Annotated in this window: 9 protein-coding genes, 3 tRNA genes and 1 pseudogene; 3 read left to right on the forward strand and 10 right to left on the reverse strand. The window is 68.6% G+C overall.

What is annotated here, in order from left to right; genetic code table 11:
* The 7 genes from ESP51_RS16500 to ESP51_RS16535 form a co-directional block, all read right to left on the reverse strand.
* Positions 1 to 690 (reverse strand): response regulator, encoded by a 690-nt coding sequence (locus tag ESP51_RS16500; RefSeq protein ID WP_129521991.1) that lies wholly within the window; start codon positions 688 to 690, stop codon positions 1 to 3.
* Positions 687 to 3,173, reverse strand: coding sequence for an ATP-binding protein (locus ESP51_RS16505; protein ID WP_129521992.1), 2,487 nt, complete (start codon positions 3,171 to 3,173; stop codon positions 687 to 689). The genes ESP51_RS16500 and ESP51_RS16505 overlap by 4 nt, the downstream gene beginning before the upstream one ends.
* A gap of 4 nt (positions 3,174 to 3,177) precedes the next feature.
* Positions 3,178 to 3,786: a potassium-transporting ATPase subunit KdpC gene (gene kdpC, locus ESP51_RS16510; protein ID WP_129521993.1), complete on the reverse strand. Its 609-nt coding sequence runs from the start codon at positions 3,784 to 3,786 to the stop codon at positions 3,178 to 3,180.
* A gap of 21 nt (positions 3,787 to 3,807) precedes the next feature.
* Positions 3,808 to 5,925: a potassium-transporting ATPase subunit KdpB gene (gene kdpB, locus ESP51_RS16515; protein ID WP_241843224.1), complete on the reverse strand. Its 2,118-nt coding sequence runs from the start codon at positions 5,923 to 5,925 to the stop codon at positions 3,808 to 3,810.
* A 54-nt stretch (positions 5,926 to 5,979) separates the two neighbouring features.
* The gene (gene kdpA / locus ESP51_RS16520; protein ID WP_129521995.1) at positions 5,980 to 7,653 is read right to left on the reverse strand and encodes a potassium-transporting ATPase subunit KdpA; all 1,674 of its coding nucleotides are present in this window, start codon (positions 7,651 to 7,653) and stop codon (positions 5,980 to 5,982) included.
* Positions 7,653 to 7,742: a K(+)-transporting ATPase subunit F gene (kdpF, locus tag ESP51_RS16525; RefSeq protein ID WP_129521996.1), complete on the reverse strand. Its 90-nt coding sequence runs from the start codon at positions 7,740 to 7,742 to the stop codon at positions 7,653 to 7,655. Before kdpF ends, kdpA begins: the two co-directional genes overlap by 1 nt.
* Positions 7,743 to 8,025: 283 nt before the next feature.
* Positions 8,026 to 10,005, reverse strand: a complete 1,980-nt coding sequence (locus ESP51_RS16535) for an APC family permease (protein ID WP_241843221.1) — start codon at positions 10,003 to 10,005, stop codon at positions 8,026 to 8,028.
* A 639-nt stretch (positions 10,006 to 10,644) separates the two neighbouring features.
* On the opposite strand from ESP51_RS16535, the gene ESP51_RS16540 reads away from it, so the two are divergent.
* Positions 10,645 to 11,007, forward strand: a complete 363-nt coding sequence (locus ESP51_RS16540; protein ID WP_129521998.1) for a hypothetical protein — start codon at positions 10,645 to 10,647, stop codon at positions 11,005 to 11,007.
* Positions 11,008 to 11,272: 265 nt separating this feature from the next.
* Here ESP51_RS16540 and ESP51_RS16545 read toward each other — a convergent pair.
* The 3 genes from ESP51_RS16545 to ESP51_RS16555 all read right to left on the reverse strand — a co-directional run bounded on the left by ESP51_RS16545 (position 11,273) and on the right by ESP51_RS16555 (position 11,633).
* Positions 11,273 to 11,348 (reverse strand) — tRNA-Phe (locus tag ESP51_RS16545).
* A gap of 89 nt (positions 11,349 to 11,437) precedes the next feature.
* Positions 11,438 to 11,511 (reverse strand) — tRNA-Asp (locus ESP51_RS16550).
* Between the two features lie 49 nt (positions 11,512 to 11,560).
* Positions 11,561 to 11,633 (reverse strand) — tRNA-Glu (locus ESP51_RS16555).
* Positions 11,634 to 11,856: 223 nt separating this feature from the next.
* Between ESP51_RS16555 and ESP51_RS16560 the strand changes: the two genes are divergently transcribed.
* Positions 11,857 to 13,158, forward strand: a complete 1,302-nt coding sequence (locus ESP51_RS16560; RefSeq protein ID WP_241843222.1) for a M23 family metallopeptidase — start codon at positions 11,857 to 11,859, stop codon at positions 13,156 to 13,158.
* Positions 13,159 to 13,183: 25 nt separating this feature from the next.
* A pseudogene (locus ESP51_RS16565) lies at positions 13,184 to 13,984 on the forward strand (hypothetical protein); the annotation flags it as partial.

The following is a 13,984-nucleotide window of genomic DNA, read 5'->3' on the forward strand; positions in this document are numbered from 1 at the left end:
CTACGGCTCGAAGCGGTAGCCCATGCCAGGCTCGGTGAGGAAATGCCGCGGCTCAGAGGGGACCGGCTCGAGTTTGCGGCGCAGCTGTGCGACGTAGAGGCGCAGGTATCCGGCGTCGTTCGCATGGTACGGACCCCACACTTCGCCGAGCAGCATCTGCCGCGTGAGCAGTTTGCCCGGGTTCTTCAGGAACAGCTCGAGGAGGCGCCACTCCGTGGGCGTCAGGCGAACGGATGCCGCCGCGCCCGCGTCGCCAGGGCCGCGGACCGTCTTGGCCGCCAGGTCCACGGTGAGCTCGCCGATCGACATCGACGCGGCATCCGCCTCGTCACCGGATACCGCCCGAGCCCGCGCCCTGAGGCGCGCCAGCAACTCATCCATCGCGAACGGCTTCGTGACGTAGTCGTCGGCGCCCGCGTCGAGTGCGTCGACCTTCTCTGCCGAGTCGGTGCGGCCCGAGAGCACGAGGATCGGCACCTTCGACCACGCCCGCACCGCGCGGATCACGTCGACCCCCTCGACCCGAGGCATGCCGAGGTCGAGCAGGATGAGGTCGGGGTGCGCATTCGCGGCGAGGTCGATCGCCTCGGCGCCGTCATGTGCGGCGATCACCTCGTAGCCCCGCGCCGTGAGCGTGATACGGAGGGCGCGCTGCAATTGCTCGTCGTCGTCGGCGACGAGGATCCTCATGGTGCCTCCTCCTCGGCCGTGGGCAGCGTGACGACCATCGTGAGTCCGCCGCCGGGCGTGTCGTCCACTTCCAGTGTGCCGTCCATCCCTTCGACGAAGCCCTTCGAGAGGGCGAGGCCCAATCCGAGGCCGGTGTCATTGTCGGTGTCGCCGAGACGCTGGAAAGGCGTGAACACCTCGTCCCGGCGCTCGGCCGGGATGCCAGGTCCGCGGTCGACGACGCGCAGCTCGGTGCGGCCCTGGAACGAACTCGCGGCAAGTCTGACACGCTCGCCGGGCGGGCTGTGCCGCACCGCGTTGGCGAGCAGATTCACCACGACGCGCTGGAGGAGCACGGCATCGGCGAGCACGGGCTGAAGGTCCTCGGCGAGATCGAGTTCCACGGCTCCGGGACCAAGCCCGAGTTCGTCGAGTGCCGGGAAGACGACGTCGGCGACATCGGTCGGTGCGAGCTTCACCACGAGGGCGCCAGCCTGCACGCGACTCACGTCGAGCAGGTTGGTGACGAGCTCTGCGAGCGAGTCGAGGCTTTCGGCGGCGGTTTCGAGGAGTTCCTGGCGCTCGGCGGCGGGCAGCTTCAGCTCGGACGAACGCAGCGCGCTGATCGCGGCCGATGCCGAGGTGAGCGGGCGACGCAGGTCGTGACCGACCGCGGCGAGCAACGCAGAGCGCACGCGGTCGGTCTCGGCGAGTTCGCCGGCTTCCGACGCAGCCCTGGCGAGGGCGCCGTGCTCGATCGCCTGGTCGATCTGCGTGGCGATGACCTGCAGCAGGCGACGCTCGGATGCCGCGAGATCCTGCCCGTGCAGCTCGAGCACGCCGCGCGTGCCGATCGGCACGTTCGTGACGCGGGCGTCGCGCGTGGGCTCGCCATCGGCCAGCTGCGGCTCGCCGTCGATGAGGAGACGCACGCCGGTGAGCCCGAACGCCTCGCGCGTGCGGGTGACCATCGCCTGCAGTGCGTCCTCGCCGCGCAGCACGCTGCCCGCGAGCGTTGCGAGCAGCTGCGACTCCGCCACTGCCCGCCGTGCCTCGCGCGAGCGCCGCGCGGCCTGGTCGACGACGTAGCTCACGAGCAGCACGTTCGCGACGTAGAGGACGAGCGCGAGGAACTGCCGCGGGTCCTCGATCGTGAGGGTGAACCGCGGCTCGACGAACAGGACGTTGAGGGTCAGCCCGGAGAGGACTGCGGCGAACAGGCCCGGCCACAGGCCGCCGATGAGCGCGACGACGATGACGAGCAGCTGGTAGGCCAGCACGTCGCTGGTGATCGACGACTCCGTGTGGAGGCTCACGAGGAGCCAGCTCAACAGCGGCCCGGCGATGAGCGCGACGGCGAATCCGGCGATGAGCCGCTTGCGGCTGAGCGCGCCGCCGAGCCGCGGCAGCGAGAAGCCCGAGCCCGCGGCGGCGTGCGTCACGATGTGCACGTCGATGTCGCCCGACTCGCGGATGACGGTCGCGCCGATGCCGGGCCCCGTGAACGCCGCGGCGAGCCGCGACCTTCGGCTCACGCCGATGACCAGCTGCGTGGCATCCGCCGCCCTCGCGAAGTCGACGAGCGCACGCGGCACGTCTTCGCCGACGACCTGGTGGAACGTGCCGCCGAGCTGCTCGACGAGGGTGCGCTGCCGGTCGAGGGTGCCCGGATGCCGCGCCCGCATGCCGTCGGGATTGGTCACGTGCACGGCGATCAGCTCGCCGCCCGACGATCGCGACGCGATGCGCGCACCGCGCCGCAGCAGGGTCTCGCCCTCGGGGCCGTCCGTGAGGGCGACGACCACCCGCTCGCGTGCCTCCCACTTGCGGTCGATGCCGTGCTCGGCGCGGTAGGCCTTGAGCGCCGAGTCGACCTCGTCGGCGAGCCAGAGCAGGGCGAGCTCGCGGAGCGCGGTGAGGTTGCCGAGTCGGAAGTAGTTCGAGAGCGCTGCGTCGATGCGCTCGGCCGGGTAGACGAGTCCGCTCGAGAGCCGGTCGCGCAGGGCCTGGGGCGCGAGGTCGATGACCTCGATCTGGTCGGCCGCACGCAGCGCGGCGTCGGGGATCGTCTCGCGTTGCGGCACCCCGGTGATCTGCAGCACGACGTCGCCCAGTGACTCGATGTGCTGGGTATTCACCGTCGAGATCACATCGATGCCGGCGTCGAGCAGCTCGTTCACATCCTGCCAGCGCTTCACGTTGCGCGACCCCGGCGCGTTCGTGTGCGCGAGCTCGTCGACGAGGGCGATCTCGGGCTTGCGGGCGAGCACGGCGTCGAGGTCCATCTCGGTGAGCGTCATGCCGCGATGCGCGACGGAGTGACGTGGCACCACCTCGAGACCGTCGGCCATCGAGGCGATGGCCTTCCGGCCGTGCGTCTCGACGAACGCGAGGACCACATCATGGCCTTCGTCGGCGAGGCGCTTGCCCTCCTCGAGCATCGTGTAGGTTTTGCCGACGCCGGGAGCAGCGCCGAGCAGCACCCGAAGCCGCCCCCTCCGCATACGACTAACCTTCCAGCTCGGCGAGGGCGAGGTTCAGCTGCAGCACGTTGACGGTCGGTTCGCCCAGATACCCGAGGTCCCGTGCCTGAATCCTAGACTCCACCAGTTCGCGCACCGCGGCTTCGGCAAGGCCGCGTTCGGCCGCGACGCGCGGCACCTGCAGCAGGGCGTACTCCGGGCTGATGTGAGGGTCGAGACCGGAGGCCGACGCGGTCAGGGCGTCCGCCGGGACGTCATCGGGTGAGACGCCGTTGGACTCGGCGACCTGCGCCTTCCGCTCCTCGATCGCCGCGATGAGGTCGGCGTTCTCAGGCCCATAGTTGCTGCCGCTGGAGGCACCGGCGTCGTAGCCGTCGCCCGCGGCGGAGGGGCGGGACTGGAACCACTCGGGGAGCGGCTCCCAGTCGGCATCCGTGAAGGACTGGCCGATGAGCGCGGAGCCCACGATGTCGTCGCCCGAGCGGATGACGGAGCCGTTCGCCTGCGCAGGCAGCGCGAGCTGCCCGATGCCGGTGACCACGATCGTGTAGGCCACGCCGAGGACGAGCGTGAAGATGAGCATCGTGCGGAGTGCCACCCAGTGGGTGCGCATCGTGGTGCGAGTCGTAACCATGACGTGTTTCCTTTCCCGAGCTCAGAACCCTGGGATGATGCTGACGACGAGGTCGATCAGCTTGATGCCGATGAAGGGCGCGATGATGCCGCCGAGCCCGTAGACGAGCAGGTTGCGGCTCAGCACTGCGGATGCTCCGAGCGGCCGGTACTTCACCCCGCGGAGCGCGAGCGGGATCAGGATCACGATGATGATCGCGTTGAAGATGATCGCCGAGAGGATCGCTGAGGCGGGGGAGTGGAGCTGCATGACGTTCAGCACCGCGAGCCCCGGGAAGACGCCTGCGAACATCGCCGGGATGATCGCGAAGTACTTCGCGATGTCGTTGGCGATCGAGAACGTCGTGAGCGCGCCGCGCGTGATGAGCAGCTGCTTGCCGATGCGTACGATCTCGATGAGCTTCGTCGGGTCGGAATCGAGGTCGACCATGTTGCCGGCCTCCTTCGCCGCCGACGTGCCCGTGTTCATGGCCACCCCGACGTCGGCCTGCGCGAGCGCGGGTGCGTCGTTCGTGCCGTCGCCGGTCATCGCGACGAGGTTGCCGCCGGCCTGTTCCTTTCGGATCAGCGCGATCTTGTCCTCGGGGGTCGCCTCGGCGAGGTAGTCGTCGACACCGGCCTCGGCGGCGATCGCCCTCGCGGTGAGCGGGTTGTCGCCCGTGATCATGACGGTGCGGATGCCCATGGCGCGAAGTTCGGTGAAGCGCTCGGTGAGCCCGTCCTTGACGATGTCCTTGAGATGCACCACGCCGAGGATGCGAGCCACGCCGTCGGTCGACTTCTCTGCGACGACGAGGGGCGTACCGCCGCCGACCGAGATCGCGTCGACTCGCCGGGCGAGTTCGTCCTGTGTGCTCGAGGGAATGGGGGCGGATGCCTCGACCCAGGCGATGACCGCCGAGCCGGCGCCCTTGCGGATGGTCGACCCGTCGGGCAGGTCGAGTCCCGACATCCTGGTCTGCGCCGTGAACGGCACCACCTCGCCGGCCGGGGCGGCATCGAAGCCGATACCGTGCTGGGCGGCGAGGTCCACGATCGACGAACCCTCGGGCGTCGGATCGGCGAGCGACGAGAGCGCCGCGGCCTGTACGAGCACCGCGGCATCCACGCCCGGCATCGCGACGAACTCGCTCGCACGCCGATTGCCGTACGTGATCGTGCCCGTCTTGTCGAGGAGCAGCGTCGTGACATCGCCCGCGGCTTCGACCGCACGGCCAGACATCGCGAGCACGTTCCGCTGCACGAGCCGGTCCATGCCGGCGATGCCGATCGCCGAGAGCAACGCGCCGATCGTGGTCGGGATGAGGCAGACGAGGAGGGCGACGAGCACCGGGATGGAAGCCGGCGCCGCCGCGTACGACGCGATCGGGTTGAGGGTGAGCACGACGACGACGAAGACGATCGAGAGGCTCGCCAGCAGGATGTTCAGCGCGATCTCGTTCGGGGTCTTCTGACGGGCGGCGCCTTCGACGAGCGCGATCATGCGGTCGACGAAGGTCTCACCGGGCTTCGAGGTGATGCGCACGACGATGCGGTCGGAGAGCACCCGGGTTCCGCCCGTCACGGCGGAGCGGTCCCCGCCCGACTCGCGAACGACGGGCGCCGACTCGCCGGTGATGGCCGACTCGTCGACCGAGGCGATGCCCCAGACGATGTCGCCGTCGCCCGGGATCAGGTCGCCTGCGGTGACCACGACGATGTCGCCGAGCCGGAGATCGGCGGACGAGACATCCGTCACGGTCGAGTGCTCGGCTGAGGCATCCGCCGCTTCGCTGTAATCGCGCACGACGTGTGCGACCGTCGAGGTACGGGTCTGGCGCAGCGTTTCGGCCTGGGCCTTGCCGCGGCCCTCCGCCACCGACTCCGCGAGGTTCGCGAAGACCACAGTGAGCCAGAGCCACACGGCGATGCCCCACGTGAACGAGACCGGAACGACCGTGCCGCCCGACGAGCCAGGGCCGCCGAGAAACGGTTCGGCGATCGCGAGCACGGTCGTGAGTGCGGCTCCGATCTCGACGATGAACATGACCGGGTTGCGCCACATCCGGCGGGGGTCGAGCTTTCGGAACGCGCCGGGAAGCGCGTGGAGGAGCTGCGAGGGGCCGAAGGCGCCCATCGGACGCTTCGACGGCGCACCCATCGGCCGTGTGGCGTTGCCGGTCGTCGAGGGGATCTCAGTGATGGTGGACATGGATCAGCTCAGCCCTTCCGCCAGGGGACCCAGCGCGAGAACGGGGAAGTAGGTGAGGGCGGTCACGATGACCGTCACCCCGATGAGGAGGCCGACGAACTGCGGCCGGTGGGTCGGCAGGGTGCCCGCGGTGGCAGGCGTCTTGTCCTGCGCGGCGAGACTGCCGGCGATCGCGAGCACGAGCACGATCGGAACGAACCGGCCGAGGAGCATCGCGACACCGAGCGCCGTGTTGAGCCACGGCGTGTTCGCCGTGAGTCCGGCGAAGGCGGAGCCGTTGTTGTTCGACGCCGACGTGAAGGCGTAGAGCACCTCCGACATGCCGTGGATGCCGGGATTCCAGATCGAGATGGACTCGACATCCTCGCGAACGCCGGGGATCGCGAAGCTCAGGGCGGTTCCCGCGAGCACGAGCGTCGGCGTCACGAGGATGTAGAGGCTCGCGAGCTTGATCTCGCGAGGCCCGATCTTCTTGCCGAGGTACTCGGGTGTGCGGCCGACGAGGAGACCGGCGATGAACACGGCGATCACGGCGAGCACGAGCATGCCGTAGAGGCCGGATCCGACACCGCCAGGGGCGACCTCGCCGAGCATCATGTTGAGCATCGGCATCATGCCGCCCAGCGCGGTGAACGAATCGTGCATCGAGTTGACGGCGCCGGTCGAGGTGAGTGTGGATGCGGATCCGAACAGGGCTGAGCCGAAGATGCCGAAGCGCTGCTCCTTGCCCTCCATCGCTCCGCCGGCGAGCTCGGGAGCGGTACCGGCACCGTTCGCCTCGAAGATCGACAGCGCGACGAGCGACCCGACGAAGATCGTCGCCATGACCGCGAGGATCGCGTAGCCCTGCTTGTCACTGCCGACCATGCGACCGAACGTGCGCGGCAACGCGAAGGGGATCGCGAGCAGGAGCACGATCTCGAAGAGGCTCGTCCAGGCTGTCGGGTTCTCGAACGGATGCGCCGAGTTCGCGTTGAAGAAACCGCCGCCGTTCGTGCCGAGCTCCTTGATGGCCTCCTGCGACGCGACGGGCCCGCCCGGCAGGCTCTGGGTGGTTCCCGCGAGCGTCGTGATCTCGGTGAAGCCGTTGAAGTTCTGCACGACGCCGCCCACGATCAGCACGACCGAGCTGACGAGTGCGAGCGGAAGCAGCAGACGGAACGAGCCGCGGAACAGGTCGACCCAGAAGTTGCCGATCGTGCCCGAGCGGCGGCGTGCGAACCCCCGCACGAGGGCGACGGCGACGGCGATGCCCACCGCGGCGGAGACGAAGTTCTGCACCGCGAGGCCTGCCAGTTGCACGGTGTATCCCATCGTGACCTCCGGCGAGTACGACTGCCAGTTCGTGTTCGACACGAACGATGCCGCGGTGTTGAACGAGAGCCCCTCCGGGATCGCCGGGAGCCCCAGCGAGTACGGGAGCACCGCCTGCGCACGCTGGAGCGCGTAGACCAGCAGCGCGCCGATCAGCGAGAACGCGAGCACGGCTCGCGTGTAGGCCCGCCACGACTGCTCCGATCGCGGGTCGACCCCGACGATCCGGTAGAGCCCGCGCTCGATCCTCCAGTCGCTGTCCGACGTGTAGAGGTGCGCCATGTAGTCGCCGAGGGGGCGATAGATGAGGGCGAGGGCGAGCGCGAGGGTGACCGCCTGCGCGACGGCGAAGAACTCGTCCATCAGAACCGCTCAGGTCTGAGGAGGGCGTACACGAGGTACACCACTGCGGCGACACCCAGCGCGGCAGCGAGGAGCTCGAAGATGATCACAGCTTCTCGACCCCCCTGGCGATGAGGCCGACGAGTACGAACACGGCGATGATGCCGAGAAGGTAGACGACGTCGAGCACGAAGACTCCAAGGTTCGAAGGCCGTCGGCCGCTAACGCGACGGGCGGGCAGCCTTTCGCTGCACCTGCGATGCAACACCCGAGCGGATGCCGCGGTGCCGATCCTCACGGAGCGCTAACGCGGCTCCTTGCGATCCACATGAGGTCCTCACGGCCGCTCGAGAAGCAGTGCGGCCGCAATCGGTTCGCGACGGAGCGGCCGGGCTACCCGCCGACATGGATCACAGGTCGCTCGGACGGATCCTGCTCGGCCTCGCGGATGATCTCGCGCACGACCGGCGGGGTGTCGCCGCGTCCGAGGAGGATGTAGCGCACCATGTGGAGGAGGGGGTTCCCCTCGGACCATTCGAAGTAGGCGTGAGGCCGCACACCGGTCGCATCGCGCATCGCGATCAGGATCGCGGCGATCGCGTTGGGCGTCGCGGGACTGTCTGCTCGCAGCACTCGATGTCCGTCGACCTCGACTCCGCGTACCTGCAGCACCTCCCGAAAGTCGGACGGGTCGACGACGTGGATCTCGAGGAACAGCACGTCGGCTCTGCCGGGCACGGGATTGAGTCGACGTTGCACCGATTCCTTCTCGGCGTATTCGGCGGCGTCCCCGGCTCCCGGCCGGTTCGCGATCACGCTGAGCCGGCCGTCGTACACGAGTGAGCCCTCGATGAAGCTGCGGGCGGCCTCGTCGAACTCGATCCGGTCGGCCCGGATCTCGGTGGTGCGTGTCACTCTCGAGATGATCGACACCGCGACGATGCCGAGGATGAACAGAGCCGAGATCGCGATTCCGTCGGGTTTCTCGATCACGTTGGCCCCGAGTGCATAGCCGAGGACGACCGTCAAGACGGCGAACCCGATGATGGCGGCGGTCTGGCGGCGGCGGATCGCGGAGATCAGCACCGCGACCGACGCCGACACCATCATCGCCAGGATGCCCGTGGCATACGCCCCCGCCTGCGCGTCGACGTCCGCCTGAAACGCGATCGTGATGATCACGCTGATCCCGGTGTACACGAGCACGACGGGGCGAACCGCTCGGCTCCATTCGGGCGCCATCCCGTACGTCGGGAGGTACCGCGGCACGATGTTGATGAGTCCGGCCATCGCCGATGCGCCCGCGAACCACAGGATCAGGATGCTGCTGATGTCGTAGACGGTGCCGAACGCGTCGCCGAAGAAGCCGTGAGCGAGGTAGGCGAGCGCCCGGCCATTCGCCTCCCCGCCCGGCTCGAACGCCTCAGCGGGGATGAGCAGCGTCGTGACGATGCTGCTCGTGATCAGGAAGGCGCTCATGATGACGGCCGCGGCGGTCAACAGCTTCCTGGTGTTCCGGATGCGGGAGGCGAGCCGCTCCTGCTGGGTCTCGCCCGTCGCAGCGACGAGGGGCATCATGCTCACGCCGGTCTCGAAACCCGACAGGCCGAGCACGAGCAGGGGGAACGCGATCAGGGCCGGGAGCAGGACGCCCGAGAAGCCTCCGCCGCCGGCAGTGATGGCGCCGAGCCAGTCGGCGACCGGCACGGGATCGGTGATCACGTCGATCAGCCCCGCGACGATGACGATCGCGTTCAGCCCGAGGAAGACCGCCACGAGCGGGATGGCGACGTTGACCGCCTCGGTGAACCCCATCAGGAACACGCCGCCCAGCACCAGCAGGAACACGATCGTGATCGCCACGGCCTGCCCGTCCAACGCAGCAGGCACGAGCGGATTCTCGATGAGGTGCACCGTGGCATCCGCCGACGACAGCGTGATGGTGATGATCCATGATGTCGCGACGAAGCCGAGCAGGATGAGCACGAAGATCTTGCCCTGCCAGAACGGAAGCAACCGTTCGAGCATCGCCACAGAGCCTTGCCCATGAGGGCTCTCCTTGGCGACGCGCCGGTACATCGGCAACATGCCGAACAAGGTCAGGGCAACGATCAGCAGCGTGGCGATCGGCGACACCGCCCCGGCCGCGAGCACGGCGATGGAGGGAAGGTACGACAAGGTGGAGAAGTAGTCGACGCCCGTCAGGCACATCACCTTCCACCACGAATGCTGCGCGACGGTCGACTCCTCGCTCTCGGGACCGACCGGCTGAACCCGGTGCCGGAGGAGCCATTGGGAGAGCGGAGTCCTCGAGCTGTGGGCTGAGGGACCGGGCACACTGGCCGGGAACTGGAACTCGGCCCAATTGCGCACGTGCAGACTCCTCCTGCGAACCATCTCGGCGGAACGCCAGGTCATCGCACCTGCGATGCAACACCCGAGCGAACGCCGCGGCGCCGATCCTCACGAATCCCTAACGCCCACCCGCCCGATCCCAACGGCGTCCTCACGGTCCATCGGGGCCGGAGGTCCGCCCCGTGGTGTATCCGCATCCGAGGTATGGGCATCCCGGATCGTCTCAGTTGGTTTCCGTTCGTTTTCGGGCCATTAATGGCACATTCATGGCACAGATTCGGCCCGGGATCGGGTAGGTGATCAACTCCAGGTGAGCAATTCCGGTGACCAGGTCAGGCCGGATGCTTCGCCGCGGAGCACTGGGTCGAAGAAGCTCTGTATGAGCTCGCGCGCGAGCTCGACCGTCCGGTAGTGGTCGCGGGCGGGAGCCTTCGTGTCGGGAGGCAGCGCCGGTCCGGCGTGCTCGACTCCTGCCTCGAACCCACCGCGCGGAAGCCCTGCACCCGGCCCGTGATGAAGATGAAGTTGAGCGGGAGCATAGATGCATCGCCCCGCTCGGGTGCGAGGCACCACAGCGGGCCGGGGCGATCGACGAGCTCGACCCGGCTGACGCCGAGAACATGGCGTCGCCGCGTTCAGAAAGGGTATGGTCCCACCATGGAGCAGCGCGTGCCCGAATCTGCCAAAGGCGCGGCAACGACCCCCTGGCACTGGGACCGACGGGCCGATGTCCTCATCACCATCGTCGGACTCGTCGTGATCTGTATCTGCACGATGCCCCTCTACGTGCTCAGTGGGCTGGCCATGACGGGCCTCCACCACGAGTTCCCGACCTGGGTACTGCCGATCACCTTCGTCGTCACGCCGCTTTTCATCTTTGGGCTCACCTTCGCCGCGTCCCTGATCCGCCTGGCGATCAACCGGCGCGCTTGGTGGATCCCGCCGGTCGGCTTGGTCTCCACCATCGTGCTCCTGTTGGTGGCGGGCCTCGCGCTCAGAACGATCGTGGCCGCTCGATAGGGCGCGTCGGCAGATGGTCTTCTGATCCTCACTCGGCCTCGGCAAACCGAATGTGGCGGTCAATGAACACCCGGTGAGTGCAGCCGTAGAGGGGTCGGCGCTCTCTTCCCTCAGTTGTACTTGCTGTCGCCGTCGATTCGGCCGACCCGACCTGCGCATCGACGACCTCAGGCACTTGATGGCACATTAATGGCACAGCCTCACCGGCGCCCCGGCGAGATCTCCCGCTGAAACCAGAAAACCCCCGGTTACCCGGGGGTTTTGATGGTGGCTCCGACCGGCATCGATCCGGTGACCTTTCGATTTTCAGTCGAACGCTCTACCAACTGAGCTACAGAGCCTCGGGGCATCCGCTCGATTCGCATCGTGGTGTGCCTCGATTTAAGGAGAAAGCCCCTTCTCTCGTAAGGGAAAGGGCTTGTCGCCTGAGCGACCCTGACGGGACTTGAACCCGCGACCTCCGCCGTGACAGGGCGGCACGCTAACCAACTGCGCTACAGGGCCTCGATTTGGTGTTCGTTTCAACACCGGCTTTTCAATTGTATGTCGTACGTGACCCCAACGGGATTCGAACCCGTGCTGCCGCCGTGAAAGGGCGGTGTCCTAGGCCACTAAACGATGGGGCCGGGTGGTCTTGCCAGGGGCACGACCGCCGACAGCCAAGCATACGGGTCGTCGCGCGAGACGTCAAAACGAGGGCTGCGGATGCCGCGGGGCCCGAGGTGCGGCATCGGCCACACGCCCCCGAAATGCCCGGATCCGGCGCGAGTGGCCCTTATCGTGAGGGCTGCCACTGCCCACAGGAGAGCGAGGAGCGCGGGGCCCGACGGCCCGCGTGGACGGGGAACCATGGACCGCACCACACACCGCACATCGACCGCCCGGGCCCGAACGACCCGAGCCGCTCGACCGCGCCGCCGCACGCCGAACCGGCTCTTCGCCGTGCTCGCCATTGTCGCAGCGGCGCTCGCCGGGCCGGTGGCCGCTGCACCGCAGAGCGCCATGGCCGCCGACTACCCGAGCTGGGCCGAGGTCGAGGCCGCGAAGGCGAGCACCGCCGCGGGCGCCGCCGCCGTGCAGCAGATCATCGCGCTCATCGCGCAGCTCGAAGCCAACGTCGAGACGACGCGCGCCGAGGCCGAACGCCGCACCGACGAGTTGTTCGTGGCGCAGCAGAAGTACGACGACGCCGTGATGCGCGCAGATCAGATCCAGGCGCAGGCCGACGCATCCGCCGCAGAGGCCCAGGCCGCCGAGCAGAACGCCGGCCAGGTCGCCGCGCAGCTCTACCGCTCCGGCGGCGGCGACGTGGGCCTCAACCTGTTCCTCGATGCGGGCGATTCCGCGGCCACCGAGGCGCTGCTCGCGAAGCTCGGCAACATGACCAAGATGGTCGAGCGCACGTCGGGCATCTACGACCGCGCGCAGGAGCAGCACAACATCGCGAAGTCGCTCAGCGACCAGGCCGCGGTGGCGCGAGCCGAGCGCGAGAAGCTCCGCATCGCCGCTGAGGCCGCGCTCGTCGCCGCGCAAGAGGCACAGGCAGCCGCAGAGGCGGCGCTCGCCGAGTCCCAGGCGAAGAAGATCGAGCTCGAGCAACAGCTGAAGTTCCTGAAGGATGCCGAGGCCAAGACGACCGCCGCCTACCAGGAGGGCGAGCGGATCCGGAAGGCCGAGGAGGAGCGACGTCGGCAGGAGGCCCTGAAGAACGGCTCGCCCGGCACCGTCGCGAGCTCGGGCTGGGCGCGGCCGGCCCGGGGCGGGCTCACGGGCACCTTCGGCCCGCGCTCGCCGATCTGCTCCGGCGGATGCTCGGGCAGCTTCCACTACGCGATCGACCTCGGCACCGGATGCTCGGCCCCGATCTACGCGGCCAACAGCGGAGTCGTCACCTTCGCCGGCTACTCGGGAACCTACGGCAACTACGTCAAGATCGACCACGGGGGCGGCATCTCGACCGCGTACGCGCACATTCGTCCGGGTGGCACGTTCGTCGGCTACGGGCAATGGGTCGAGGCCGGGCAGAACATCGCATCGAGCGGCACGACCGGCGCTTCCACAGGATGCCACCTGCATTTCGAAGTCTGGAATGGCGGAGGGCGCATCAACCCGCAGCCGTTCATGGCCGATCGGGGGATCTACTTTGGCTGAGCACCGCACTCGTCCCGTGTCGCGCGTGAAGCCCGCCACCGTGTTCTCCACGGTCGCGGTCGGCGCCGTCACGGCTTCCGTCGGCTTGGCCGGCGGCCCCGCCTTCGCCGAGCCCGACTATCCGTCGTGGAGCGACATCGAACAGGCCAAGCAGAACGAGGCGACGAAGCAGGCCGAGATCGGCCGCGTCACCGAATTGCTCGCCGGCTTGCAGCGTGCTGCGGATGCCGCGGTGCAGGCCTCGCAGATGGCCGACGAGGCCTACCGCATCACGATCGACCAGCGCGACCGGGCTGCCGAACGTGAGCGCACCCTCGGCCGGCAGGCCGACGAGGCCGACGCCGTCGCCCAGATCTCAAAGATGCGCGCCGGACTCCTGGCCGCCCACCTCGCGAAGACCGCGGGCAACGACCTCACTGCAGAGCTGATGTTCTCGAACGACGACGCCACAGGGCTGCTGCAGCAGCTCGGCATGGCGTCGAAGCTCGGAGAGCAGTCGCAAGCTGTCTACGACCAGGCCGTGGCCGATCGCAACACGGCCGACGCGTTGCGCGCGCAAGCGGCGCAAGCGGCGACCGAGCGCGTGCGGCTCGCCACGCTCGCCGAGGCGAAGGCGGCCGAAGCGCGCACGGCGGCGAATGGCGCACTGACGGCTGTCGCCGTGCAGGAGCAGCGCTCGGCCGAGCTCTACGCGCAGCTCGCCACGCTCAAGGACACCACGGCCGAGCTCGAGCGCGAGCGCGTCGAGGGCGCCGCACGCGAAGCCGCCGCGGCTGCGCTGCAGCAACAACAGGCGGCCGCGAGCGGCGGGGGAGGCGGCTCGCCC

This window comes from Agromyces albus (assembly GCF_004134825.1).
GTDB lineage: Bacteria > Actinomycetota > Actinomycetes > Actinomycetales > Microbacteriaceae > Agromyces > Agromyces albus.

Excerpts from the sequence above, each read along its gene's own strand:
- ESP51_RS16500 (WP_129521991.1), bottom strand. The coding sequence starts at position 690 with ATGAGGATCCTCGTCGCCGACGACGACGAGCAATTGCAGCGCGCCCTC.
- ESP51_RS16505 (WP_129521992.1), bottom strand. The coding sequence starts at position 3,173 with ATGCGGAGGGGGCGGCTTCGGGTGCTGCTCGGCGCTGCTCCCGGCGTC.
- kdpC (WP_129521993.1), bottom strand. The coding sequence starts at position 3,786 with ATGGTTACGACTCGCACCACGATGCGCACCCACTGGGTGGCACTCCGC.
- kdpB (WP_241843224.1), bottom strand. The coding sequence starts at position 5,925 with ATGGGTGCGCCGTCGAAGCGTCCGATGGGCGCCTTCGGCCCCTCGCAG.
- kdpA (WP_129521995.1), bottom strand. The coding sequence starts at position 7,653 with ATGGACGAGTTCTTCGCCGTCGCGCAGGCGGTCACCCTCGCGCTCGCC.
- ESP51_RS16540 (WP_129521998.1), top strand. The coding sequence starts at position 10,645 with ATGGAGCAGCGCGTGCCCGAATCTGCCAAAGGCGCGGCAACGACCCCC.
- ESP51_RS16560 (WP_241843222.1), top strand. The coding sequence starts at position 11,857 with ATGGACCGCACCACACACCGCACATCGACCGCCCGGGCCCGAACGACC.